Origin of the sequence: Cellulophaga sp. RHA19, from assembly GCF_002813425.1 — a bacterium.
Lineage (GTDB): Bacteria > Bacteroidota > Bacteroidia > Flavobacteriales > Flavobacteriaceae > Cellulophaga.
The window spans coordinates 2461958-2486792 of the sequence record NZ_PHUL01000001.1 but is presented as its reverse complement, the minus strand read 5'-3'; the positions used below and the strand labels follow the sequence as shown (position 1 = coordinate 2486792).

The 24835-nt window shown below is 31.5% G+C and carries 27 protein-coding genes; 15 read left to right on the top strand and 12 right to left on the bottom strand.

The annotated features are described in order from the left end of the window. Position 1 precedes the first annotated feature (1 nt). From AX016_RS10930 to AX016_RS10900, 7 genes are all read right to left on the bottom strand, one after another. Entirely contained in the window at positions 2–334 is a 333-nt protein-coding gene (locus AX016_RS10930) for a DNA-directed RNA polymerase subunit omega (RefSeq protein ID WP_013622851.1), read from the bottom strand. 10 nt (positions 335–344) lie between these two features. Further along, positions 345–1157, bottom strand: a complete 813-nt coding sequence (locus AX016_RS10925) for an outer membrane protein assembly factor BamD (protein ID WP_100895642.1) — start codon at positions 1155–1157, stop codon at positions 345–347. 141 nt (positions 1158–1298) lie between these two features. Next, positions 1299–2189: a 4-hydroxy-tetrahydrodipicolinate synthase gene (gene dapA, locus AX016_RS10920; RefSeq protein ID WP_100895641.1), complete on the bottom strand. Its 891-nt coding sequence runs from the start codon at positions 2187–2189 to the stop codon at positions 1299–1301. 58 nt (positions 2190–2247) lie between these two features. Further along, positions 2248–2778: a DUF6913 domain-containing protein gene (locus tag AX016_RS10915; protein WP_100895640.1), complete on the bottom strand. Its 531-nt coding sequence runs from the start codon at positions 2776–2778 to the stop codon at positions 2248–2250. Positions 2779–2950: 172 nt separating this feature from the next. Continuing rightward, the gene (ligA, locus tag AX016_RS10910) at positions 2951–4945 is read right to left on the bottom strand and encodes an NAD-dependent DNA ligase LigA (RefSeq protein ID WP_100895639.1); all 1995 of its coding nucleotides are present in this window, start codon (positions 4943–4945) and stop codon (positions 2951–2953) included. A 63-nt stretch (positions 4946–5008) separates the two neighbouring features. Further along, positions 5009–5860, bottom strand: coding sequence for a peptide chain release factor N(5)-glutamine methyltransferase (gene prmC / locus AX016_RS10905; RefSeq protein WP_100895638.1), 852 nt, complete (start codon positions 5858–5860; stop codon positions 5009–5011). A 30-nt stretch (positions 5861–5890) separates the two neighbouring features. After that, on the bottom strand, positions 5891–6376 hold the full coding sequence (locus tag AX016_RS10900) for a GNAT family N-acetyltransferase (protein WP_100895637.1): 486 nt from the start codon (positions 6374–6376) through the stop codon (positions 5891–5893). 41 nt (positions 6377–6417) lie between these two features. On the opposite strand from AX016_RS10900, the gene ribD reads away from it, so the two are divergent. The 4 genes from ribD to AX016_RS10880 are packed head-to-tail and all read left to right on the top strand — an operon-like array spanning position 6418 to position 9538. Then, complete coding sequence (ribD, locus tag AX016_RS10895) at positions 6418–7470, top strand: bifunctional diaminohydroxyphosphoribosylaminopyrimidine deaminase/5-amino-6-(5-phosphoribosylamino)uracil reductase RibD (RefSeq protein ID WP_100895636.1); 1053 nt, start codon at positions 6418–6420, stop codon at positions 7468–7470. Continuing rightward, a complete protein-coding gene (locus AX016_RS10890; RefSeq protein WP_100895635.1) occupies positions 7463–8065 on the top strand; it encodes an HAD-IA family hydrolase in 603 nt (200 codons plus the stop codon). The genes ribD and AX016_RS10890 overlap by 8 nt, the downstream gene beginning before the upstream one ends. A gap of 2 nt (positions 8066–8067) precedes the next feature. Further along, positions 8068–8928, top strand: a complete 861-nt coding sequence (locus AX016_RS10885) for a DMT family transporter (protein WP_100895634.1) — start codon at positions 8068–8070, stop codon at positions 8926–8928. Position 8929: 1 nt separating this feature from the next. Continuing rightward, positions 8930–9538 (top strand): IMPACT family protein, encoded by a 609-nt coding sequence (locus AX016_RS10880; protein WP_100895633.1) that lies wholly within the window; start codon positions 8930–8932, stop codon positions 9536–9538. Here AX016_RS10880 and AX016_RS10875 read toward each other — a convergent pair. Continuing rightward, the gene (locus AX016_RS10875) at positions 9535–9945 is read right to left on the bottom strand and encodes an acyl-CoA thioesterase (protein ID WP_100895632.1); all 411 of its coding nucleotides are present in this window, start codon (positions 9943–9945) and stop codon (positions 9535–9537) included. The two genes, AX016_RS10880 and AX016_RS10875, sit on opposite strands and share 4 nt — an antisense overlap. Before the next feature lie 206 nt (positions 9946–10151). Between AX016_RS10875 and dnaA the strand changes: the two genes are divergently transcribed. The 3 genes from dnaA to AX016_RS10860 are packed head-to-tail and all read left to right on the top strand — an operon-like array spanning position 10152 to position 12766. After that, positions 10152–11576, top strand: coding sequence for a chromosomal replication initiator protein DnaA (gene dnaA / locus AX016_RS10870; protein ID WP_077402668.1), 1425 nt, complete (start codon positions 10152–10154; stop codon positions 11574–11576). Positions 11577–11585: 9 nt separating this feature from the next. Next, complete coding sequence (locus tag AX016_RS10865) at positions 11586–12044, top strand: low molecular weight protein-tyrosine-phosphatase (RefSeq protein ID WP_100895631.1); 459 nt, start codon at positions 11586–11588, stop codon at positions 12042–12044. A 2-nt stretch (positions 12045–12046) separates the two neighbouring features. After that, on the top strand, positions 12047–12766 hold the full coding sequence (locus AX016_RS10860) for an SAM-dependent methyltransferase (RefSeq protein ID WP_100895630.1): 720 nt from the start codon (positions 12047–12049) through the stop codon (positions 12764–12766). A 51-nt stretch (positions 12767–12817) separates the two neighbouring features. Here AX016_RS10860 and AX016_RS10855 read toward each other — a convergent pair whose 3' ends face one another. The 4 genes from AX016_RS10855 to dapF form a co-directional block, all read right to left on the bottom strand. Next, positions 12818–13477, bottom strand: coding sequence for a hypothetical protein (locus tag AX016_RS10855; RefSeq protein ID WP_100895629.1), 660 nt, complete (start codon positions 13475–13477; stop codon positions 12818–12820). A 162-nt stretch (positions 13478–13639) separates the two neighbouring features. After that, a complete protein-coding gene (gene mltG, locus AX016_RS10850) occupies positions 13640–14683 on the bottom strand; it encodes an endolytic transglycosylase MltG (RefSeq protein WP_100895628.1) in 1044 nt (347 codons plus the stop codon). Next, on the bottom strand, positions 14683–15207 hold the full coding sequence (locus tag AX016_RS10845) for a GNAT family N-acetyltransferase (protein WP_100895627.1): 525 nt from the start codon (positions 15205–15207) through the stop codon (positions 14683–14685). The genes mltG and AX016_RS10845 overlap by 1 nt, the downstream gene beginning before the upstream one ends. Next, entirely contained in the window at positions 15201–15974 is a 774-nt protein-coding gene (dapF, locus tag AX016_RS10840; protein WP_100895626.1) for a diaminopimelate epimerase, read from the bottom strand. Before dapF ends, AX016_RS10845 begins: the two co-directional genes overlap by 7 nt. Before the next feature lie 118 nt (positions 15975–16092). On the opposite strand from dapF, the gene AX016_RS10835 reads away from it, so the two are divergent. The 8 genes from AX016_RS10835 to AX016_RS10800 all read left to right on the top strand — a co-directional run bounded on the left by AX016_RS10835 (position 16093) and on the right by AX016_RS10800 (position 24740). Continuing rightward, positions 16093–17493, top strand: coding sequence for a S1C family serine protease (locus AX016_RS10835; RefSeq protein ID WP_198519428.1), 1401 nt, complete (start codon positions 16093–16095; stop codon positions 17491–17493). A gap of 139 nt (positions 17494–17632) precedes the next feature. Beyond that, positions 17633–19081 carry a glyceraldehyde-3-phosphate dehydrogenase gene (locus AX016_RS10830; protein ID WP_100895624.1) on the top strand — a complete coding sequence of 483 codons (1449 nt, stop codon included), beginning with the start codon at positions 17633–17635 and terminating at the stop codon, positions 19079–19081. Positions 19082–19241: 160 nt separating this feature from the next. Then, positions 19242–19868, top strand: a complete 627-nt coding sequence (locus AX016_RS10825; RefSeq protein WP_100895623.1) for a tRNA (guanine-N1)-methyltransferase — start codon at positions 19242–19244, stop codon at positions 19866–19868. Between the two features lie 45 nt (positions 19869–19913). Further along, entirely contained in the window at positions 19914–20357 is a 444-nt protein-coding gene (locus AX016_RS10820; protein WP_100895622.1) for a GNAT family N-acetyltransferase, read from the top strand. Between the two features lie 38 nt (positions 20358–20395). Beyond that, a complete protein-coding gene (trmD, locus tag AX016_RS10815; protein WP_100895621.1) occupies positions 20396–21076 on the top strand; it encodes a tRNA (guanosine(37)-N1)-methyltransferase TrmD in 681 nt (226 codons plus the stop codon). Continuing rightward, entirely contained in the window at positions 21069–21389 is a 321-nt protein-coding gene (locus AX016_RS10810) for a hypothetical protein (RefSeq protein WP_100895620.1), read from the top strand. Before trmD ends, AX016_RS10810 begins: the two co-directional genes overlap by 8 nt. A 139-nt stretch (positions 21390–21528) precedes the next feature. Further along, on the top strand, positions 21529–21879 hold the full coding sequence (gene rplS, locus AX016_RS10805; RefSeq protein WP_013619598.1) for a 50S ribosomal protein L19: 351 nt from the start codon (positions 21529–21531) through the stop codon (positions 21877–21879). 650 nt (positions 21880–22529) lie between these two features. Continuing rightward, positions 22530–24740 carry an NADP-dependent isocitrate dehydrogenase gene (locus AX016_RS10800; RefSeq protein ID WP_100895619.1) on the top strand — a complete coding sequence of 737 codons (2211 nt, stop codon included), beginning with the start codon at positions 22530–22532 and terminating at the stop codon, positions 24738–24740. Positions 24741–24835: the final 95 nt, after the last annotated feature.

Here is a 24835-nt window from a genome sequence, read left to right as displayed (position 1 = left end):
TCTATGAGTCTTTCGCTGTATTTCTATGGTATATTCTATCCTCTAACCACTCTGTTACTGCTAACGCGTGCGGCTTTGGTAATTTTTCATAAAACTTAGAAACTTCAATTTGCTCTTTGTTTTCAAAAATTTCATCTAAACTATCGTTGTACGTAGCAAACTCTTCTAACTTTTCTAAAAGTTCTTTTTTAATATCAGAATTAATCTGTATTGCTCTTTTAGAAACTATAGAAATTGCTTCGTATATATTCCCTGTACCAGCATCAAACTCATTCTTATTAATGGTAGTTGTAGATACAGCTGCTTTTGAATTCTTCAAGTCGTTCATATTCATAGCCTAATATTTATTTTGAATAATTTTGTAATTCTTTATCTATTTTCTCCTTCATATTATTTGCCTTTTTAGCAAATTCTGTTTCAGGAAAAGTCTTCATTAACTTACCGTATGCTTCATTAGCATTTTTTAAACGTTCTTCCTTTTTATAAGGATGACTGTTTATTGCTAAATTATAAGCTGCAAGCGTTTTATAATATAATGCTTCTTCTTTATAAATAGAACCTGGATTGTCTATCATAAAGTTTTCTAATGCTTTAATTGCTGATATAGAGTATTCTAAATCGTAAAACTCACCTAATTTAGTAAATTGCTTTGCAATTTCTATAGATTTTTTTTCTTTTTTAGTTATCAGCTTAGCAGCAATCTCATTTGCTTCTGCTAAATACTCAGAATCTGGGTATGTATTTATAAAATTCTGCATCTTTAACAATGCCTTATCTGTATCTGTCTGATCTAAAGAATAGTTACGAGACAAGTGAGCATAACTCTTAGCTCCCATAAAAGAAGCTTCTTGCACTTTTTCACTTCTAGGATATGCTTTTATAAAACGCTCAAAATGATAACCAGCATCATTGTACATTCTTATTTCATAGTAGCTATTTGCGTTAAAAAACATTACACGCTCACCTTGTGGCTTACCTACATATTTAGGTGTTATTTGCTCAAACAAACGGTTAGCTCTTTTAAAATCGCCTTCGTTGTAAAACTTTTCGGCCATTTCATATTTAGCTTTAATATCTTGGTTTTTTAATACTTTTTGGTATTCACTACAAGAGCCCAAGACTAACACCAATAATAAAAGAGGTAATATTTTCTTCATTCTTAAAAACATTTTGCAAAATTAGTCATTCTATACGGATATAAAAAACATTTTTTATACCGCTAAAATAGGAATGCCAATATTGTTTGCACTAGTTTTTGGCTAAGTTTTAACTTAATATTTTATTAAAATGATAAAAAGTTAAGCCATTTGCTTATTAAAACTATTCATAAACCCATTTATTGTTGACTTTAATTCTGGCGTAGCTTCTAATAAAGGTAAACGAACTTTAGCTGTAGATAATTCTAAATAATCAAAAATTGCTTTTATACCTGCAGGATTTCCTTCTCTAAAAATATAATCTATAATATCGTGTACTTTATTATACAACAAATGTGCATCTGCCGCATTATTTTCTAACCCTAAAGATATAATTTTAGAAAATTCTGCAGGAATGCCTTGTCCTATTACAGAAATAACTCCAGAACCTCCTGCTAAAACAGTAGATAATGCTGTAAAATCGTCTCCAGAAATAACCATAAAGTCTTTTGGCTTATCTTTTATGATAGACAGTATTTGTACCATATCTCCGCAAGCTTCTTTAATAGCAACAATATTACTAAAGTCTTTTGCTAACCTAACCGTTGTAGATGCCAACATATTGCTACCTGTTCTGCCAGGTACGTTATACACTATAATTGGCTTAGGTGACGCTAAAGACATAGCTTTAAAATGCTGATAAATTCCTTCTTGAGTTGGCTTATTGTAATAAGGTGAAACAGATAAAACTGCAGCAAAATCACTTAAATCTCTTTCTTTAAGTTCTGCAACAACAGCCATTGTATTATTGCCTCCAACACCCAATACTAAAGGTAATCTCCTGGCATTTACCTTAACAACAGTATCTATAACCAACTGTTTTTCTTCTGCTGTAAGTGTTGCAGGTTCTCCTGTAGTTCCTAGAACCACTAAATAATTAATACCATTAGCTATATTGTATTCTACAATATTTTGCAACGCTGTAACATCTACAGACAAATCTGACTTAAAGGGCGTAACTAGCGCAACACCAGTACCAACTAACTCTTTCACACGTATAAATTTAATCATCAAAATTTAAGAACGTGCTTTACATAGTAGTACGTTCTTTTTATATTTCATTTAAAACTGAGAGATATTTTCCCAGCTCTTTTTTAAAAATGCTAAAATCTTTAATTGGTATATTTAAGATTAAATCATTTAAATTCTCATCAACTTCTCCAAAACCAACTTTTAACCTAGCTTTAGACTGCATAGTTACCAATTGCAACAATAAGTTATCTTCTGTATAATAACTAATAAGCATATCATACTCATTATCTAAAAATTCTAATGCGTAACTATTTTCTATTTTTGCTCCCCAACCTAAATCTTCCTCCGAAAAAACCGGAGTTGAATAAGGAGAGTTTTTATCATGCTCTGCTTTGTAACCTATAATTTTTAATGCATTTGGCTGCAAAGAAAACTCCTTAATAAACTCGTTAAAAACTGTACCGTCTGGAACATTGTCCAAATCTACAATACAACCAACCTTACTTATTCCTTTTTTTATTCTAGAACAAGTAACACGCTTGTTTTTATTTTCGTTTAAAAATTTTACCGCTGCCTTGCGCTTAAATTTATTTTTTATGCCTTTTAACATGCAATTTTACATTTACACAAATGTAATTATTATCTAGCACAATTTAATGCAAAGATACAAAGCTACTTTGTTTTTTAAATAAAACATTTTGTTATAAATATAACAAATATTAAATCACACAAGGAAGCTAATTACAAAATATTGATTTACAATCTATTACTATTTTTAAAATTTAACCGAGCTTTGTTAAAAAATCTTTCTCTGTTATAATTGGGATATTTAAACTCTCAGCCTTTGTACGTTTGCTAGGCCCCATTTTATCGCCAGCTATTAAAAAAGAAGTTTTAGATGAAATAGAAGAACCAACTTTACCTCCATTATCCTCTATTAATTTTTTAAGGTCGTTTCTACTCATTTCAAAAACTCCAGATACTACATATGTTTCTCCTTTTAATTTTTCAGTCTGATTTAAAAGTTTTTCTGCAGACACCTGAAATTGAAGTCCGTAGCTTTTTAACCTATTTATACTCTCTAAATTAATTTCATTCTGAAAAAACTCTACCACACTAGAAGCTATACGCTCTCCTATTTCATCTACTGTAGCTAATTCTAATGCAGAAGCATACATTAAAGCATCTATATTTTTATAAGCCTTTGCTAATTTCTTAGCTACCGTTTCACCTACAAATCGTATTCCTAAAGCAAACAAAACACGCTCAAAAGGTATCTCTACAGAAGCCGCAACACCTTTTACAAGATTCTCTGCAGATTTTTTTGCCATACGCTCTAACGGCAGTAATTGTTCTACTGTTAAGGTATACAAGTCTGCATAATTCTTTATCAAACCTTCTTTAAATAGTAACTCTACCGTTTCACTACCTAAACCGTCTATATCCATTGCTTTTCTGGATATAAAATGCTGAATTTTACCTGTTATTTGTGGCGGACAACCATATTCATTAGGGCAATAATGCTTTGCATCGCCCTCTGTTCTAATTAATTCTGTATTGCATTCTGGGCAATGCTCTATGTAATGCGTAGGTAGGGAATCTTGTGGTCTTACCTCTAAATTAACACCAACAATTTTAGGGATTATCTCTCCTCCTTTTTCTACAAAAACAGTATCTCCTACTCTAACATCTAATTTTTCTATTTGATCTGCATTATGCAATGATGCTCTTTTTACCGTTGTACCTGCCAACAAAACAGGCTCTAAATTAGCAACAGGAGTAATTGCTCCTGTACGACCAACTTGGTAACTTATTTCATTTAAAACCGTAGAAACCTGCTCTGCTTTAAATTTATAAGCCATTGCCCAACGTGGAGATTTAGAAGTATATCCTAGCTCTTCTTGGTAACGTAATGTATTTACTTTAACCACTACTCCATCTGTTTCATAAGGCAACTCATGCCTATGAACATCCCAATACTCTACAAAAGCCATAACTTCATCTACACTTTTACAAAGTTTAGCTACAGTTGGCACTTTAAACCCCCAGGAACGTGTTTTTTCTAATGCATCAAACTGAGTTTCTAAATTTAAGTTAGCCCCAACAACACTATACAATAAACACTCTAAAGGACGTTGAGCAACCAAAGAGCTATCTTGTAATTTTAAACTACCAGATGCTGTATTTCTGGGGTTCATATAAGGATCTTCGCCATTTGCTACTCGCTCTTCATTCATTTTATGAAAACCCTCAAAAGGCAATACAATTTCTCCTCTAATATCAAATTTAGGAGGGTAATCTCCTTTTAACTGTAATGGAACAGATTTTATGGTTTTAATATTAGTTGTTACTTCATCTCCCTGAAAACCATCTCCACGGGTAACTGCACGTACTAATTTACCATCTTCATAAGTTAAACTTATTGAAGCCCCATCATACTTTAACTCGCACGTAAATTCTATATTAGAGTCTCCTAATATTTTTTCTACACGTTTTTCCCAGTCTAACAAATCTTCTTTAGAATAAGAGTTATCTAAAGAATACATTCTATGCTCATGCACAACTGTATTAAAGTTTTTAGTGATTTCTCCTCCAACACGTAATGTTGGCGAATTAGCATCATAAAATTCTGGATGCTTAGCTTCTAAGGCTTGTAATTCTTTTAACTTGATATCAAAATCGTAATCTGATATTGTTGGTGTATCTAAAACATAATAATTATGATTGTGTTTGCGTAGCTCATCACGCAATGCTTCAATTTGCTCTTTTACAGACATTCTTACTTCTATTTTTTCTTATTCAGTATTTTTAGTAGACTGAATGAATATTTTTTATTAAAACTAATTTTCAATTTCCCCTTTTAACATCCTATCATTACCAAACATATCTTTTTTTAAAATGATGTTTTTATAATCGTGCTTCTCTAAAAGGGCCTTTGTTTCTTTTCCTAAATATTGGTTAATTTCAAAATACAACTTACCACCATCTACCAAATAATTTACTGCAAAATTTGTAATTGCATCGTAAAACACAAGTGGCTTATTATCAGAAACAAACAATGCCAAACTTGGCTCGTTATCTAATACGTTTGCATTCATTTCTACCTTTTCTAACTCCCTAACATAAGGCGGATTAGATACAATAACATCAAATTTTTGCTTAAGATTAGGTTCTTCTAATATACTTTTTTCTATAAAAGTTACCGATACATTATTGGCTTCTGCATTATTTTTTGCAACCTCTAAAGCATTTTTAGAAACATCCAAAGCAAACACCTTTGCCTTAGGCAAGTTTTTAGCCAAACTAATAGCTATACAGCCACTACCTGTGCCAATATCTAGAATAGTAATTTCTTGATTAATGTCCACTTCACTTAAAATCCAACTTACCAATTCTTCTGTTTCTGGCCTAGGAATTAACACATTAGAATTTACGTTAAAATCTAACCCCATAAAATGTGCAGTTTTAAAAATATACTGTATTGGTACATTTTTTTTTAACTGTTCTATGGTAGAAAACAAAACACCTTCCTCTTCTTTTTTAACCACATAATCTGGTTGCATAGCAAGTATAAATCTTTCTAATTTAAGATAATGCTCTATAGTCATATAAAAAAAACTATCTACCTCTTCTACAGGATACATAGCATCTAATTCTATATGAAAAATTTTCTTTATTTCTTTTAACAACATACTAAAAAATCAATATATAAAACCTATCAACTAAAGCTCTAATAACATAAAAACAGGGCAAGAATAATGCCCCGTATCTCCCATACGGCAATCTATATACTTAAAACCTGTTTTTTTATATAGTTTTTGAGCATCTTTCATATATGGCATTGTCTCTAAATAACACTTTTTAAAACGATACTCACGCGCCTTAGAAATACAAGCATCCATCATTTTACTTCCTAAACCTTTACCCCTTGCCTCTTCTAAAAAATACATTTTTTGCAATTCGCAAGTATCACTATCATAATTTTCTAATTGTGCTACTCCTGCACAACCTAAAATTTTGCCATTTACTTCTGCTACAAAATAAGTTGCTTTGGGTACATTATAGTTTTCATACATAGAATCTAATGCTTTATCTGCATAAGCAGTACCAACTTTTGGAACACCAAGATCTACCAACACTTGCCTAATTACCTCTGCTACAGATGCATTATCTTTTTGTAAAATAGGCCTTATTACTACATTATCCATGAAACAAATACTATATCTTAATATTATTCTATTTTTGCGAAGTGAAGATACATGAAAAATACATTTTACGTTGTATAGAAATTGCCAAAAACGGTTTAGGTTCTACTTTTCCAAACCCAATGGTTGGCGCAGTAATTGTGCATAACAATGTAATAATTGGAGAGGGTTTTACTTCTCCGTACGGAGGCTCCCACGCAGAAGTTAATGCAATAAAAAGCGTTAAGGACAAACTAGCTTTAAAAGAAGCTACTATATATGTTACCTTGGAGCCTTGCTCCCACTACGGAAAAACTCCACCTTGCGCAGATTTAATTGTAAAACATAAAATACCTAATGTTGTTATAGGGTTAAAAGATCCGCATGAAAAAGTAGCTGGTAACGGAATTAAAAAACTTAAAAAGGCAGGATGCAATGTAACAATAGGTGTTTTAGAGAAGGAATGTAGAGATCATCATAAGCGTTTTTTATGCTTTTACGAGAAAAAGAGACCTTATATAGTATTAAAATGGGCAGAAACTAGTGATGGCTTTATTGCCCCGTTACAAGAAAAACGAAACAATACTCCAGAACCTTTTTGGATAACTAATAAAGCATCTAGACAACTTGTACACCAATGGAGAAGCGAGGAACAAGGAATTTTAGTAGGCACAAATACAGTTATAAAAGACAATCCTAAATTAGATGTTAGAAATTGGTATGGCACACCTCCCACAAGAATTGTTTTAGACAAAAACCTAAAGATTGATATAAATAAAAACATATTAGATACATCTGTAAATACGATTGTACTTACCGAGAAAGCTAATCATGAAAAGCAACTAGATGGTATTAACTACGAAGAAATAGACTTTAAAAAACCATTAGCTACTGAAATTTGTAGAGTTTTGCACAAACAAAATATCCTTAGTGTAATTATAGAAGGAGGCACTAAAACATTACAAACGTTTATTGATGCTAACCTTTGGGATGAAGCAAGAGTTTTTAAAGGAGTATCTACATTTAAAGATGGCATTAAAGCTCCAGTGTTTAAAGGAAACCTAAAAACCACAACCAACATTAAAACCGACATTTTAAAGATTTACAACAATGATTAAGAATATAATTTTTGATTTTGGCGATATTTTTATAAATCTAGACAAAACAGCAACCGCTTTAGAATTGAGTAAATTTGGTTTTACAGAAATAACTCCAGAATTAGACACACTAATGAAGAGTTATGAAAAAGGGTTAATCTCTTCTGATGATTTTATAGCTGATACAAATAAAATTTTTACAACAGCTACACCAGAACAACTTAAAATTGCTTGGAACAAAATTATATTAGATTTTCCTGAAGAACGATTAACGTTTATTGAAACTCTTGCCAAAGAAACTAATTACCGCTTGTTTTTACTTAGCAATACCAATGAATTACACATAGAACAAGTAATTAAAAATATGAATATTGACAGATACAATAGGTTCAAAAATTGTTTTGAACAGTTTTATTTGTCACACTTAATAAATTTTAGAAAACCAGACGCTGCTATTTATGAGTTTGTATTAAAAGAAAACAACTTAAAGGCTAAAGAATCTTTTTTTATTGATGATACCAAAGAAAATACAATTGCCGCAGAAAAATTAGGAATTAAAAGCTGGAATTTACAAGTTGGCAAAGAAGACATCATCAACCTAAAGAGCAAATTATAGGTATGATAAATTTAGTATTAAGCATTTTATTTTCTAGTTTAATCTTTATAGTATTTAAGCTATTTCATATTTATAAAGTACAAACGCTATATGCTATAATTACAAATTATTTTGTGGCTTGCCTAGTTGGACTATCATTTTACAACACCCCAATTAAACCCACAGAACTACAAAATGAGTCTTGGTTTGGAGGTGCCTTATTTTTAGGAATACTATTTATATTAGTTTTTTACATTATGGCAAAAACGTCTCAAGAACTAGGCGTTTCCGTTGCTTCAGTTTCTACAAAAATGTCTTTAGTAATTCCTGTACTTGGCGGTATTTTTATGTATAATGAAAACCTAACCACGCTAAAAACAACAGGTATATTACTTGCGCTTTCAGCTGTTTATCTTGCTTCAATAAAAAAAAATACTGGTACGTTTAATATAAAATCTCTTCTACTTCCTTTTTTAGTGTTTATTGGTTCCGGAACCATAGATATTACTATTAAATATTTAGAAGAAGCACACGTAGATGAGCAAAAAATACCCTTATTTTCTTCAGTTATATTTATAGCCGCTGGTTTATTTGGTATCATTTTTATACTAGTAAGAGCAAAAAAATACCCCCTAAAAATTAACTTAAAAAACGTGATAGCAGGTGTTTTTCTTGGTATTCCTAACTTTTTTTCAATTTATTTTTTAATAAAAGCATTACGTGGATCCGATTTTTCTAGTGCATCAATTTTTACAATTAACAATGTTGCAATTGTTTTGTTTACCACACTAATTGGTATATTATTTTTTAAAGAAAAACTAAGCGCTAAAAACTGGATAGGGATTAGCTTGGCTGTATGTAGTATAATTTTAATGGCATTGTAATATGAATAAAGAAAAAGACACGTATTTAACTATAGACAATCCAAGCCCAGAAATTTTATATAAAGACCGAAAAAGCAAATTCTTTGGTTACGTATTCCCCATAACTACAGAAGATGACGTTAAACCTATTATTGAAGAATTAAAGAAACAACACCACACCGCAAACCACGTCTGCTATGCGTGGCAATTAGGCACAGATAACGTACGATATAGAGCCAATGATGACGGAGAACCTAACAATTCTGCAGGCTTACCTATTTATGGCCAAATACAAGCTTATGACCTTACAAATGTACTTGTTGCAGTTGCTCGTATATTTGGAGGCACAAAACTAGGTGTTGGCGGATTAATAAGCGCCTACAGGACCGCTGCACAAATTGCATTGGACGAAGCAGAAATTAAAAAGAAAATAATAACACAACTATACACTCTTACTTTTGACTACAAAGATATGAATAGCGTAATGCGCGTTATAAAGCAAAAAAAACTAGACATTGTATCTCAAAAATTGGAAGCTAACTGCACTTATGTAATCTCTGTTAGAAAAACAAAAGCTGAAGAAGTTTTCAACATTTTTGATACCATGCAGTATATAAAAATTCAAAATTAAAGGTCGTAAAAATCATCAATCTTTTTTAACACATAATCCGGACATTTTATAGGTCTTTTTGTCTCTTTATTTAAGAAAGCCAAAACAGTATTTGCAGTTACTAACAAATCACCTTTTTCATTAAAAATTTCGTAATCAAATTCAATCTTAACAGCTGGTCTTTTTTTAAGTCTTGTAACAACAGTTATAGCATCATCGTACAACGCAGATTGCTTAAAATTTATTTGTAAGGAAATTACTGGCAATATAATACCGTTCTCTTCCATTTTCTTGTAGGAAACGTCTAAATCCTTTAGCCAGCTTAACCTCCCTAGCTCCAAGTACTGCGCGTAATTGCCGTGATACACCACACCCATTTGATCTGTTTCTCCGTATCTTACAGTAAAAGTAATTTCATTTTTTCGCATATTATATCAACAAAAATTATATATTTAAAGGGTGAAATATTTTGTGAATACAACATGCAAAAAAAAAACTTGAAATTCAATAGTAATTGATTTTTTTTTTAGAAATTTTGTTCACATATTTGCCTCCCCTGATAAGGAAGTTAACACCCCTTTATTTTCTTTCAGATTAGAACAAAAATACTAACCAAAAAAAAGATTATCTTATAATGAGTGTTACTGCAGAATCAGTATGGAATAATTGTTTGTCTTTTATCAAAGATAACATACAACCCCAAGCATTCAAAACATGGTTTGAACCCATAAAACCAATTAAACTATCTGATAACTCTTTAAGTGTACAAGTTCCTAGTAAATTCTTTTATGAATGGCTAGAAGAGCATTATGTTAAACTATTAAAAGTTTCCCTAACTAAAGAGCTAGGAGAAAGCGCTAAACTAGTTTACATAATAAGAATGGAGAACACATACGGCAACAGAGAGCCGTTTACAGAAAAAATACCAAGTTCTAACAGAACTACAGTTTCTCCTCAAGAATTAGATGTACCAATTAAATCTAAAAATCCTGAGCTAAGAAACCCTTTTGTTATACCAGGTATTAGAAATATTAAAATTGAATCTCAATTAAATCCTAACTATAACTTTGACAACTTTTTAGAAGGTGACTCTAACAGGTTAGCTAGATCTGCAGGTATGGCAGTTGCCAACAAACCAGGCGGAACCTCTTTTAATCCATTGTTAATTTTTGGAGGTGTTGGTTTAGGCAAAACACACTTAGCACACGCAATTGGTGTAGAAATAAAAGATAAATACCCAGAAAGAACTGTTTTATACATTTCTGCTGAAAAATTTACACAACAATATATAGAGTCTGTTAAAAAGAACACTAGAAATGATTTTATTCATTTTTATCAATTAATAGATATTTTAATTATTGATGATGTACAGTTTTTATCTGGTAAATCTGGTACGCAAGATGTATTTTTCCACATATTTAACCATTTACATCAAAATGGCAAACAGGTAATTTTAACTTCTGATAAAGCTCCTGTAGATATGCAAGACATAGAACAGCGTTTACTATCTAGATTTAAATGGGGATTATCTGCTGAATTACAAACTCCAGATTATGAAACTAGAGTTTCTATTTTAAAGAACAAGCTTTATAGAGATGGCGTTGAAATGCCTGAAGAAATTATAGATTACGTTGCTAAAAACATCAAATCTAATATTAGAGAACTAGAAGGTGCTGTTATTTCTTTAATTGCACAATCATCTTTCAACAAAAAAGAAATTACAATAGAACTAGCACAGCAAATTGTAGAAAAATTTGTTAAAAACACCAAAAGAGAAGTATCTATAGACTACATACAAAAAGTGGTTTCTGATTATTTTGAAATGGATGTTTCTACTCTACAGTCTAAAACTAGAAAAAGACATATTGTACAAGCTAGACAATTAGCAATGTTTTTTGCAAAAAGATTCACAAAAGCATCTTTAGCTAGTATTGGATCTCAAATTGGAAAAAGAGACCACGCTACAGTATTACATGCTTGCAAAACTGTTGATAATTTAGCAGAAACAGACAAACAGTTTCGTAAATACATAGAAGATCTTACTAAAAAATTCTCTTAAACTTTTAAGATGAAAACAAAAATACTAATGGTTTGCCTAGGAAATATATGTAGGTCACCATTGGCAGAAGGGATACTTAAAAACAAGGTAGACCCTACTACTACTTTTATAGATTCTGCAGGTACTGCTGGCTACCATATTGGTAATGCACCTGATCCTAGATCTATTGCTGTTGCAAAAAAATATGGCATAGATATTAGCAAACAAGTTTGCAGAAAATTTACTGTAAAAGATTTTAAAGAGTTTACTAATATTTATGTGATGGACAACAACAATTACAATAATGTAGTTGCACTTGCTCAAAACCAAGAGCAAAAAAACAAAGTTTCTCTTTTATTAGAGCACACAAATACAAGCACCACAGAAGTACCAGACCCATATTACGGAGGCGACCAAGGTTTTGAAAATGTATACAACTTAATAGACCAAGCCTGTAACAATATTGCCAAAACACTTAAAGACCAATAGCTATGGACAACACAACCAAAACAGGAAAAATATACTTAATCCCTACTACCTTAGGAGACAATGAACCCTTAGAAGTGTTGCCCATTTCTATTAAGCGTACTATTGAACAAATAGATTATTACATTGTAGAAAACGAAAAAACAGCAAGAAGGTTTATAAAAAAAATAAGCTCAGGAAAATCTCAACCAAGCTTACATATAGAATTAATTAACAAATTTACAGACCCACAAACAATACCTAGCTTCTTAAACCCTTGTTTTGAAGGAAAAAACATAGGAATAATATCTGAAGCTGGTTGCCCAGGAATAGCTGACCCTGGTGCAGAGGTAGTAAAAATTGCGCATCAAAAAAACATACAAGTTGTACCTTTAGTAGGACCTTCTTCTATATTTTTAGCACTAATGGCTAGTGGATTAAACGGACAAAGCTTTGCTTTTAATGGCTATTTACCTATTGATAATGGAGAAAGAAAAGCTACTATTAAAAAAATGGAACGCATCTCCAAGGATAACGATCAGTCACAGATATTTATAGAAACACCGTACAGAAATGATAAATTGTTAGCTGAGTTTTTAAAAACACTTGCTCCGCATACATTATTATGTATTGCAACAGACATTACTTTACCAACAGAGCAAATAGCAACTAACACTATTGCTGATTGGAAAAAAATTAATGTAGACTTAAACAAAAGACCAACAATATTTCTTTTTCAAGCATAAAAAAAGCCTCGCATTACGCTGAGGCTTTTTCCATTTTCATTGTGTAGTACTTTAAATTCTTGGGTTTCTTACCGACTTTACCGCAGATACATCGTATCCTGCAAAGATTTTTATGTAATAAACAATACTAGATCCATAAGCATCTTGCACTGTATGAGTACCTCTAGAACGTAAAAACTTTTTTACGTTACCTGGTCCTGCTAAATGTGCTGCTGCCAAGATTCCAGATTCTGTTATTTCCAATCCGGCTATTTTACGACCTGCAAATCGCTTAATATCTCTACGCAAAATCCATTTATTTCTACACAAGTTGGTATAAAATACCTTTTCTTGTAAGATTGGATTGCCTAAAAAGGCTGTTACATTTGTAACCCCTAATAACTGCAGTGTTTCTGTACCAAACTGATACTTACCTAAGTACCCTAACGTATTGGTTACAAAATAATCTCCCTGAGACTCCTTAAATGCAAGAGCTTCTTTAAATGCATTGTATGAATCCCCTAAAAAAGGTGGATTTACACTCAACATTTCATCATCATCATTTACAATAGTAGTTTTGTATTTGGGATACAAAACTTCAGTAGGTTCACCTATTTTAAGTGTTTTAGGCAATGCTACAGTTCCTATTTTTGGCGCAATAATATTGTAACTAAAACTCGTTAAAATAAAAATCATGATTAGGGGGATTAATTTACTAATCCACTTTCTCATATAGTTTCATTTCTTAAGACTTACAGTCTAATATTAAATTAATATTAAGTCCGCTTAAATTTCTCGGGTGCAAATTTACCTCTCATATTGTTCTTAGAATGTTAAAAAAGCATAAAAGATGAGATTTTTAGGATATTCGACACCAATTAACGGATAAAGTGCTTATCTGTTAATGTTTTGCTTATTTATCCATCGGATATACTGCTCTTTATTTCGGTTATGTTGCGATAATGTCTTCGCAAACTTGTGATAACCAAAGTTTTCTACGTTAGCAACAAAGTAATAGTAGTTGTGCTTTTCTGAATTTAAAACAGCATTTACAGCAGAAATATCTGGCATTGCAATTGGCCCAGGAGGCAATCCTGAATACTTATATGTGTTATATGGAGAGTCTAATTCTAAATCTTTATAAAGTACTCGTTTAATTACTTGGTTAAAGTTATTTTGATGCAATTTTAACGCATAAATAACAGTTGGATCTGCCTGTAATAGCATTCCTTTACGCAACCTATTTAAATACACGCCAGCAACTCTTGGTCTTTCATCCACTTTTGCAGTTTCTTTATGTACTATAGATGCCAATGCTACAACTTGGTTTTTAGACAAACCTAAAGCTTTTGCTTTTGCCTTTCTACTATCATTCCAAAAACGCTTGTACTCTGTAAGCATTTTAGATCTAAAAGTCTCTGCAGAACTATTCCAATAAAACTCATAACTATTAGGTATATACATTGCCAACTTATTATCATTGGTAAAGTTATTTTCTTTTAAAAAAGACTTATCATTAAACGCATTTAATAAAGATAAGCTATCAGCTTCTATCTGCACAGCAACTCTACCTGCCAAATCTTCTAAGGTTTCCTGATTGTTAAAAGATACTTTTACAGGAATATTACGCCCACGAAGAGAATTAATAATTTCATTATTATTCATTCCTTTTTTAACAACAAACTTACCAGACTTAACATTAGAAATATATCCTTTACGTTTTGCCGCAGCTTCAAAATCTTCAACATCTTTAAGTAAAGGCGTAATTTGTTCTTTTACATCTTTAAATGTATCAGTAGATTTTACATATAAGTATGCATCATCATTATTAAAATTAGTATTATCTGTAAAAAATACACCATATACCATATAGGCAAACACACTACAACCCACTAAACCAATTAGCAAAATTGCTACTAAAATCTTCTTTATATACATTAATTATTTATCTTTTGATATAATATTTCGTCCTTAAATTCTCCGCCTGTAAAAATCCAATCTTTTTTAACACCAACAGCAACAAATCCCATTTTTTTAAACAAATGCTTACTAGCTTCATTGTCTACTAAAACATTAGCATAAATTTGATGCAAGTGCAATACTTTAAACACATAAGAACAAACCAACTCTAAAGCCTCTGCTCCTATTCCTTTATTTCTTTTCTTTTTTTCTGATACAATAATACCTAAACCTACTTTTTTATTTGCAGGGTCAAAATCAAACAAATCTACCAAACCTAATACAGTATGTTCTGCATCGCAAATACAAAGACGCAGTTGTTTAGCCTCATAAATATCTTTGTATGCGTTTTGCAAATACAACTCTAAAATATGCTTTGCATATGGAGCCGTAGTACCACTAATTTCCCAAATAGCTGTATCGTTCTCTAACTGATACAAAAAATCTAAGTCATTGGGCTCTATTGCTCTTAAGTAAACACGCTCTCCTTGTAGATTTAACATACTATTTCACCTTTAAAAACTTGTTTTGCTGGTCCTGTTAAAAAAATATTTTTATAACCTTCTTCTTCTACCGTAAAGCTAATTTCTAAATTACCTCCCATAGCTTTTATTGGTATTGTAGTTGCATTTGTATCTCCAGATTTATGCATTGCCAAAGCAACAGCTGTAACACCAGTGCCACAAGACAAAGTTTCATCTTCAACACCTCTTTCATAAGTTCTAACCTCATAACCTTTATCATTTTTAGTTACAAAATTTACATTACTACCAGCAGCTCCATAAAGTCCGTATCTTATTTTTTTTCCTTCAGCAAAAACATCAAAATCTGTAACATTAGGCACCAATTGCACGTGGTGTGGAGAACCTGTGTCTAAAAACAAATACGATTCTTTTTCCTTAATTGTTTCAACATTTATCATTTGTAAGCTTACAACATCACCATTAATAGTAGCATTATGCAAGCCATCTACAGCATTAAATGTAGCCTCACCTTTTACTACTCCTAAAAAATTAGCAAAAGCAACAAGACATCTTCCGCCATTACCGCACATAGTACTCTCGTTACCATCTGCGTTGTAGTACACCATTTTAAAATCTAAATTATCATCATTCTCTAATAATATTAAGCCATCTGCTCCTACTCCAAATCTGCGGTCGCAAAGTTTATTAATTAACTTGGTATCTTGCTTAGGAAAACTAAGATCTCTGTTATCTATCATAACAAAATCGTTTCCTGTTCCCTGATATTTATAAAATGTAATTTGCATAGTCACAAATATATAATTTGTTAAGGTTTTTTTAGCAGTTAAAAAGACGTTAAATTAGATCTTTTAAAATATAAAATCTATAATTTTACGGTTGTAAATGTTAATATATTGAATGATTATGAAAAAAATAACAAGTTTACTAGCCGTTTCTGTGCTTGCTGGCACAATTACATTAGGAGCCTATAAATTATTTTTGGAGAAGCAAAATTATCACATTATAACAGAAGATTCTAATGCGTCTACTTTTAAAACAAGTAATACTCCTGTTTCATTTAGAGGAGCAGGTATAAACGAAGTAGATTTTACATCTGCAGCAGAAAATACGGTTAACGCAGTAGTACACGTTAAAAATGTATCTATAAACGAGGAAAAAAATAGAGTATTGCACTTTTTTTACGGACAAAGTGTTTCTGCAGAGCCACAAGTTGGCACTGGTTCCGGGGTTATAATTTCTGAAGATGGCTACATTGTTACAAACAACCACGTTATAGACAATGCCACACAACTACAGGTTACTTTAAATAATAACAAAACATACATAGCAGAGTTAGTTGGCACAGACCCTAATACAGATATTGCTCTTTTAAAGATTGATGCAAAGAGAAAATTACCATATTTAGCTTTTGGTGATAGTAATAATGCTAAAGTTGGTGAGTGGGTTTTAGCTGTAGGCAACCCATTTAATTTAACTTCTACTGTTACCGCTGGTATTATAAGCGCTAAGGCTCGTAACTTAGATACCAACAACAAAACACAATCTTTTATACAGACTGATGCTGCTGTAAACCCTGGGAACAGTGGTGGTGCATTAGTAAATACTAATGGAGATTTAATAGGTGTTAACACAGCTATTACATCTAGAACTGGCTCTTATGTAGGCTATTCTTTTGCCGTACCAAGTAATATTGCTAAAAAGGTTGTAGATGATATTATTGAATATGGTAATGTTTTAGACGGAATTTTAGGTATTTCTACTCCTAAAGTTAACTCTAGATACGCTGTAGAAAACGGCTTAAATGAAGTTGATGGTGTTTATATTGAAGATGTAACCGAGGACTCTGGCGCTTTTGAGGCTGGTTTACAAAGTGGTGATATTATTAAAAAAACTGATGAAGTTGATATTCATAAATTAGCAGATCTAAATGGTTATTTATCATCTAAAAGACCTGGAGACACTATACAAATAGCTATTAAAAGAGATGATGAAGAGATTCTAAAACCAGTGATACTAAAAGAAAGACAAACTATAATTATTGAAGGTCTTGGCCTAGAAGTTAAAAACCTTAACGACAAGGATAAGAAAAAATTTAGAACTAAAAACGGAGTTAAAATTATAGGTGTGCCTGAGCTATACAGAATGTACAACCTAGAAGGTAAAGTACTAATAGCTGTAGGAAAAAAAGAAATTAAAAATGTTTACGACGCTAAAAACCTTTTTAGTGCTATTGGCAGATACGGTTACACAAGTATTACTATGGTAAACGAAAAAGGAGAAAGAGAACGTCTTATCTTTCAATAAGTAACAAACACAATCCTTTTAAACGGTTAAAAATGCAGACTTAACGAAGTCTGCATTTTTTTTTACCAAAACACTTTACGAAAACGTTTGAAATATAGTACTTTTGCGCAAAATTAAATTCATTTTTAAATCATATTTAATGAGTGCCAGTAAATCGTACGAGAAAGAATTAGCTTTTCAAGCAGACCGTAGAAAAGCAACTACAGAGTTCATAAAAATTGTGAGCAACCTGTGGTATGACAAGTCTATTGAGGTAGTTCTTTTCAAAAATCAGATTATTGATAAAAATGTAAGCGACATTATTAACCTACACGAGTATGCAGGTGAATTTGTACAAAAACCAATTTCAATTTTTGATTCTGTTGAAATCTTAAGAGCAATTAACGACATTAAATTACCACCTGCAAAATTAGACATAGGTAAATTAACTTATGAATACCACGCAGATGACAACAACTACAGCAATGTTAAAGCATTTGTTTTAGACAAATTAAAAGATGCTGATGGCGCTAAAACTATTAAACCAAAAGACGTTGTTCTTTACGGTTTTGGTAGAATTGGTAGGTTAGTTGCCAGAGAACTTATGGCTAAAACTGGTAAAGGAAACCAATTAAGACTTAGAGCAATTGTTACTAGAGGTACTGTAAACAAAGATGTATTAGAAAAAAGAGCTAGCCTTTTACGTACAGATTCTGTTCACGGTCACTTTACAGGCACTATAGATGTAGATGTAGAAAACAGTGCATTAATTATTAATGGCACAACAGTACATATTATATCTGCACAAAAACCAGAAGATATAGACTATACTAAATATGGTATAATTAGCGCCTTAATTATAGATAATACTGGTGCATTTAGAGATAAAGAAGCCTTAAGCAGACACTTACAATCTAAAGGAGCGTCTAGAGTTTTACTAACAGCTCCTGGTAAAGGAATACCAAATATAGTACACGGTGTTAACCACCTAGAGCACAATCCAGACACTACTAAAATATTTTCTGCTGCATCTTGCACAACAAATGCAATTACTCCAATTTTAAAAATTGTAGAAGATTCTTTAGGTGTTAAAAAAGGACATTTAGAAACTATACACGCCTATACTAACGACCAGAATTTAGTAGATAACATGCATAGCAAATACCGTCGTGGTAGAGCAGCTGCACTAAATATGGTAATAACAGAAACTGGTGCTGGTAAAGCAGTATGTTTAGCGCTACCTAGTTTAGAAGGCAAATTAAGTTCTAATGCAATTAGAGTTCCTGTACCAAACGGGTCTTTAGCTATATTAAACTTAGATGTTAATAATAAAACATCTAAAGAAGGTATTAATACAATTCTTAAAAAATACGCTTTAGAAGGTGACCTTGTAGAGCAAATTAAATACTCTTTAAATAATGAGTTAGTATCATCTGATATTGTTGGCACTTCTGCCCCATCAATTTATGACAGCCCTGCTACCATAGTTTCTAAAGATGGTAAAAACATTATTTTATATATCTGGTATGATAATGAATATGGATACTCTCATCAAGTAATAAGATTAGCTAAGTACATCTCTAAAGTAAGAAGATTTACTTACTATTAATCGATTATGTGTTGGAAAACTTCGTTGTAACTCATAAATTGGAGCTAATTTTAGGAGAAATCCTATATTATTCTCCAAGTTTCAGCGGAGTTTTTTTCTTATCTAAAAATATTAAATTACTTTAGCCGCTTCATTAGAATTTTTTAAAACACAACATTATATGAAAGGCTTAAAGCTATTACCAATATTTATTGCTTTACTAGTATGGAACGTACAGTTTGCTCAAGAAGAAAACGAATCAGAAGATGAAGAAACTACTTTTTCTTTAGAAAGTGGTCCTATTGAATCGCAATTTGAATACGTTGCCAAAAAATCTGGTAACTATAGAGCTCTTGGTGTTAAATATGAAGTTGTAAAAGTTACAAATTTAGCTAAGCTAAAGAAGAATGTATTAGATTCTTTGTCTGCTTACGGTAAAACTGAAACATCTTTAAAAAGCACTATTAAAGAAAACGAAACTACCATTAGTGATCTAAATCAAAAATTAGACGCTACAACCAAAAACCTTTCTGCAATTACAGAGGAAAAAGACAGTATGTCTTTTTTAGGTATGCAAGTATCTAAAGTAACATACAACCTTATATTGTGGTCTATTATTGGTGGTTTACTTACGTTATTATTATTATTTATCTACAGATTTAGAAAAAGTAATGTATTAACGCAAGAAGCTAAAACAAACTTAGCAGAATTAGAGACTGAGTTTGAAGACCACCGAAGAAGAGCTTTAGAGCGAGAACAAAAAATAAGCAGACAGCTTATGGACGAACTCAACAAGCAAAAAAAATAATTTTTACTAAGCTCCTTTATAAGGAGCTTTTTTATTTTAAAAACTATGGTAACAGTAAAAAAAGCAACACTAGAACACATAGCTTTAGTAGCTCCTCTATTTAATAATTACAGAATATTTTACAAGCAAGAATCTAATTTAGAGGCTGCAATTAATTTTTTAAAAGAAAGATTAACCAAAGAACAATCTCATATTTTTATTGCTTTTAAAGGTGATGAAGCCGTTGGCTTTACACAACTCTATACCTCATACTCATCAGTATCTCTACTACCTATATTTATATTAAACGATTTATTTGTGGATGCAAATTACAGATCTAAAAATATTGGTGCTGCCCTACTCCAAAAAGCACAAAAGTTTTGTTTAGAAAATAAGTATAAGGGAGTTGCATTAGAGACTGCAACAGACAACCCTGCACAAAAATTATACGAAAAATTAAACTGGAAAAAAGACACAAACTCTTTTCACTACTTTTGGACAGCCAAATAGCAAAATCTAAATTGTATATTTGCTGCCAATAATTTAGTATGAGAATAGATATTATTACGGTTTTACCAGAGTTATTAAAAAGTCCGTTTGAGGCATCAATTTTAAAAAGATCTATAGAAAAAGGACTTGTAGAAGTTCATTTTCATAACTTAAGAGATTACACAGACAAAAGCTACAACCAAATAGATGATTACCAATTTGGTGGTGGTGCCGGTATGGTTATGATGATAGAACCTATAGACAAATGCATAAGCAAGTTAAAAGCAGAGCGTACTTATGATGATGTTATTTATATGACTCCAGACGGTAGTACTTTAAACCAAAAAATGGCCAACACACTATCCTTATCAGAAAATATAATTATTCTTTGCGGACATTATAAAGGTGTAGATCAAAGAGTAAGAGATACCTTAATTACTAAAGAAATATCTATTGGAGATTACGTATTATCTGGAGGAGAACTTGGTGCTGCAGTTTTATGCGACACCATTATTAGGTTAATTCCTGGTGTATTAAATAATGAAACATCTGCTTTAACAGACACTTTTCAGGATAATTTATTAGCCCCACCAGTTTACACAAGACCTGCCGAATACAAAGGGTTAAAAGTACCAGAAGTATTACTTAATGGTAACTTTCCTAAAATAGAAAAATGGAGAGAAGACCAAGCCTATGAAAGAACCAAACAATTAAGACCAGATTTACTAGACAATGATTGATAATTTTGAAATATTATACGGAATAACTTCAATATTTTACGCCCTAATAGCCATAACAACAACTATTGGAGCTATAATTTACACCACCAAAAAGAAGGATATAGCTGGTGTTTTTATGATTATTGGTAGCATTGTAAGCTTTTTGTGTACAATAGCATACCCAATAATAACAGCACTAACAAGCGCACTTAATTTAGACATGGAGCAACTAATGTTAGCTAACTATAGTGTTAATGTATTAAGTTGTTTCTTCTCTATTATTTTTGTCATAGGCTTTATTATAGCCGTTAGCAAATTAAAAAAAGAGTCATAATAACTATTTTAAAGCAAAAAATACAATTCAAAACTTGCTATATGTAATTAATAATGTATTTTTGCACTCGATTTAAAATTAACCTCTGGCGAAACACGTGAACTGTTGATTTTAATAAACTTATATAAAAAAACACAAGATGGAAGCATTAATTAAATTTGTTGAAGACGAATTTGTTCCAAAAAAAGATTTTCCAAAATTCTCTGCTGGTGATACAATTACTGTATACTACGAAATTAAGGAAGGTGAAAAAACTCGTACTCAGTTCTTTAGAGGTGTAGTTATCCAAAGAAGAGGTAGCGGTGCTACAGAAACTTTTACTATTCGTAAAATGTCTGGTACTGTTGGTGTTGAGCGTATTTTCCCTGTTAATTTACCTGCACTACAAAAAATTGAAATCAATAAGAAAGGTAAAGTACGTAGAGCTCGTATCTTCTACTTTAGAGGTCTTACTGGTAAGAAAGCAAGAATTAAAGAAGTTCGTAAATAATACAACTTCTAATACAATAGTAAAAAGTCTACCTAACGGTAGACTTTTTTTTGTTAACACAATTACCAAATACACAGTTAAATTTTAAAATAAATAGAATATGTTAAAATTATAGGTTTATTAATTATTTTTTATTAATTTTAAGTGTTGTTTACTAGTAATATCATTTTTAATGGTTAAGTGTTTAGTAAATTTCTATAAAGTTGCGTTCTTTATATTGTTACAAGACCTCAAATAAACTAATTAAGGCACATTCTTAATTGCTTTAACAAGAAGGCCTACAATAAGTTGATAAAATTTAATTGTAGATTTTTAATTTAATAAATTATATGTTTAATTAACTTAAAGGTGGTAACAAGAAGAAATATAATGATTGACTTGATTTATATGAAGTATTCATTTTATTTTAAACGTAGAAACAAAAGTTAACTGCAATCAATGGTTGCCGTTTTATAGAAGGTATAAAACAAACAAAAGTTAAGAATTGTTTCTAAAAGCCATATCAATGTATACATTACAATGATATGGCTTTTGTTTTTACTGATTTATTGCATAATAATCACAATTTTTAATAGTTTTTTAAAAATATCTCATTCCTTAAGATAGCTGAAAATTGTATATTTGTTTCGCTTAAAATAAATCAATATAATATGCCAAAAATAATATATACAAAAACTGATGAAGCTCCTGCTTTAGCAACTCAATCTTTCTTACCAATTGTACAAGCTTTTACCAAAACTACAGGTATAGAAATGGAAACAAAAGACATCTCTTTAGCAGCTCGTATATTAGCTGTTTTTCCAGATTATTTATCTAAAGAGCAACAATTTGAAGATGCTTTAGCTCAACTAGGAGAATTGGCAAAAAGCCCAGAGGCTAACATTATAAAATTACCAAACATTAGCGCTTCTATTCCTCAACTTAAAGAAGCCATTGCAGAATTACAATCTAAAGGTTACGCTATTCCTAGCTATCCAGACGATCCTAAAGACGCTAAAGAAAAAGAAATTAAAGGTCGTTTTGACAAAATTAAAGGTAGTGCTGTAAATCCAGTATTACGTGAGGGTAACTCTGACCGTAGAGCTCCTAAAGCTGTTAAAAATTACGCAAAAGCAAACCCACACTCTATGGGACCTTGGAGCCCAGATTCTAAATCTCAAGTTGCCACTATGTCATCAGGAGATTTTAAAGCCAATGAAAAATCTATTACACTAGATAAAGCAACAGATGTTAGCATTGTTTTAGTTAAAGAAGATGGCTCTAAAGATGTATTGAAAGAAAAAATTTCTTTACTAGATGGCGAAATTATAGACGCAACAGTAATGAGCAACAAGGCTCTTTTAGCTTTTTTACAAGAACAAATGAAAGAAGCTAAAGATGCTGGCATATTGTTTTCTTTACATATGAAAGCAACTATGATGAAAGTTTCTGATCCAATCATTTTTGGTCACGCTGTAGAAGTTTTCTTTGCTGATGTATTTAAAAAGTACGGTAAAGTTTTTGAAGAAAACGGAATAAGCGCAAACAACGGCTTAGAAAGCTTATTAAATAAATTAGATAAAATATCTAATGGTGCTGAAATTAAAGCTGAAATTGAAAAGACTATAGAAAATGGTCCAGATTTAGCAATGGTTAATTCTGATAAGGGAATAACAAACCTTCACGTACCTAGTGATGTTATTATTGACGCTTCTATGCCTGCAATGATACGTAACTCTGGACAAATGTGGAATGCAGAAGGAAAAGCACAAGACACTTTAGCCGTTATACCTGACAGTAGTTATGCAGAAATTTATTCTGCTACTATAGACTTCTGTAAAAAACACGGCGCTTTTGATCCTACAACAATGGGTACAGTCCCTAACGTTGGTTTAATGGCTCAAAAAGCAGAGGAATACGGATCTCATGATAAAACGTTTGAAATTGCAAACAACGGAAAAGTACAAGTTATAGATGCTAGCGGTACAGTACTTGTAGAGCACAATGTAGAAGCTGGTGATATCTGGAGAATGTGCCAGGTTAAAGATGCTCCTATTCAGGACTGGGTTAAATTAGCAGTATCTAGAGCTAGAGCAACTAATACACCTGCTGTTTTTTGGTTAGATGAAGAAAGAGCTCACGATGCAGAATTAATTAAAAAAGTAAAAGCTTATTTACCTAATCACGACACTTCTGGCCTAGAAATTCTAATTCTTTCTCCTTTAAAAGCAACAGAATACACACTTGCCAGAATTAAAGACGGTAAGGACACTATTTCGGTTTCTGGTAATGTACTTAGAGATTACTTAACAGATTTATTTCCAATTTTAGAAGTTGGTACAAGCGCAAAAATGCTATCTATTGTACCTTTAATGAATGGTGGTGGTTTGTTTGAAACTGGTGCTGGTGGATCTGCTCCTAAACACGTAGAGCAATTTACAGAAGAAGGTCATTTACGTTGGGATTCATTAGGTGAGTTTTTAGCCTTAGAAGTTTCTTTAGAACACGAAGCTGAAAAATCTAATAATAAAGACACACTTGTTTTAGCCGAAGCTTTAGGTGATGCTACAGAAAAGTTTTTATTAAACGATAAATCTCCATCTAGAAAAGTAAATGAAATAGACAATAGAGGTTCTCACTTTTACTTAACACTATACTGGGCAGAAGCATTAGCTAACCAAACTAAGAGTCCTACACTGCAAGCTAAATTTAAAGACGTTTACACTTCATTAAAAGATAATGAAAGTAAAATAAACGAAGAGTTAATTAACGCTCAAGGATCTAGTGTAGATATAGAAGGCTACTACTTACCTAACCAAGAGATTTTAGCCAAAGCTATGAGACCTAGTAATACGCTAAACACTATTATTAGTAGTATTTAATATATTTATTATCATACAAAAGCCTATTCATTAACAACGAATAGGCTTTTTTTGTTTTAAATAAATGTTAACTATTATATTCTAGCAACAAAAGT

Coding starts and splice junctions, on each gene's coding strand:
- AX016_RS10930 (WP_013622851.1), bottom strand. CDS start 334: ATGAATATGAACGACTTGAAGAATTCAAAAGCAGCTGTATCTACAACT.
- AX016_RS10925 (WP_100895642.1), bottom strand. CDS start 1,157: ATGAAGAAAATATTACCTCTTTTATTATTGGTGTTAGTCTTGGGCTCT.
- AX016_RS10915 (WP_100895640.1), bottom strand. CDS start 2,778: ATGTTAAAAGGCATAAAAAATAAATTTAAGCGCAAGGCAGCGGTAAAA.
- ligA (WP_100895639.1), bottom strand. CDS start 4,945: ATGTCTGTAAAAGAGCAAATTGAAGCATTGCGTGATGAGCTACGCAAA.
- prmC (WP_100895638.1), bottom strand. CDS start 5,860: ATGTTGTTAAAAGAAATAAAGAAAATTTTTCATATAGAATTAGATGCT.
- AX016_RS10900 (WP_100895637.1), bottom strand. CDS start 6,376: ATGGATAATGTAGTAATAAGGCCTATTTTACAAAAAGATAATGCATCT.
- AX016_RS10890 (WP_100895635.1), top strand. CDS start 7,463: ATGATTAAGAATATAATTTTTGATTTTGGCGATATTTTTATAAATCTA.
- AX016_RS10885 (WP_100895634.1), top strand. CDS start 8,068: ATGATAAATTTAGTATTAAGCATTTTATTTTCTAGTTTAATCTTTATA.
- AX016_RS10880 (WP_100895633.1), top strand. CDS start 8,930: ATGAATAAAGAAAAAGACACGTATTTAACTATAGACAATCCAAGCCCA.
- AX016_RS10875 (WP_100895632.1), bottom strand. CDS start 9,945: ATGCGAAAAAATGAAATTACTTTTACTGTAAGATACGGAGAAACAGAT.
- dnaA (WP_077402668.1), top strand. CDS start 10,152: ATGAGTGTTACTGCAGAATCAGTATGGAATAATTGTTTGTCTTTTATC.
- AX016_RS10865 (WP_100895631.1), top strand. CDS start 11,586: ATGAAAACAAAAATACTAATGGTTTGCCTAGGAAATATATGTAGGTCA.
- AX016_RS10860 (WP_100895630.1), top strand. CDS start 12,047: ATGGACAACACAACCAAAACAGGAAAAATATACTTAATCCCTACTACC.
- AX016_RS10855 (WP_100895629.1), bottom strand. CDS start 13,477: ATGAGAAAGTGGATTAGTAAATTAATCCCCCTAATCATGATTTTTATT.
- mltG (WP_100895628.1), bottom strand. CDS start 14,683: ATGTATATAAAGAAGATTTTAGTAGCAATTTTGCTAATTGGTTTAGTG.
- AX016_RS10845 (WP_100895627.1), bottom strand. CDS start 15,207: ATGTTAAATCTACAAGGAGAGCGTGTTTACTTAAGAGCAATAGAGCCC.
- dapF (WP_100895626.1), bottom strand. CDS start 15,974: ATGCAAATTACATTTTATAAATATCAGGGAACAGGAAACGATTTTGTT.
- AX016_RS10835 (WP_198519428.1), top strand. CDS start 16,093: ATGAAAAAAATAACAAGTTTACTAGCCGTTTCTGTGCTTGCTGGCACA.
- AX016_RS10830 (WP_100895624.1), top strand. CDS start 17,633: ATGAGTGCCAGTAAATCGTACGAGAAAGAATTAGCTTTTCAAGCAGAC.
- AX016_RS10825 (WP_100895623.1), top strand. CDS start 19,242: ATGAAAGGCTTAAAGCTATTACCAATATTTATTGCTTTACTAGTATGG.
- AX016_RS10820 (WP_100895622.1), top strand. CDS start 19,914: ATGGTAACAGTAAAAAAAGCAACACTAGAACACATAGCTTTAGTAGCT.
- trmD (WP_100895621.1), top strand. CDS start 20,396: ATGAGAATAGATATTATTACGGTTTTACCAGAGTTATTAAAAAGTCCG.
- AX016_RS10810 (WP_100895620.1), top strand. CDS start 21,069: ATGATTGATAATTTTGAAATATTATACGGAATAACTTCAATATTTTAC.
- rplS (WP_013619598.1), top strand. CDS start 21,529: ATGGAAGCATTAATTAAATTTGTTGAAGACGAATTTGTTCCAAAAAAA.
- AX016_RS10800 (WP_100895619.1), top strand. CDS start 22,530: ATGCCAAAAATAATATATACAAAAACTGATGAAGCTCCTGCTTTAGCA.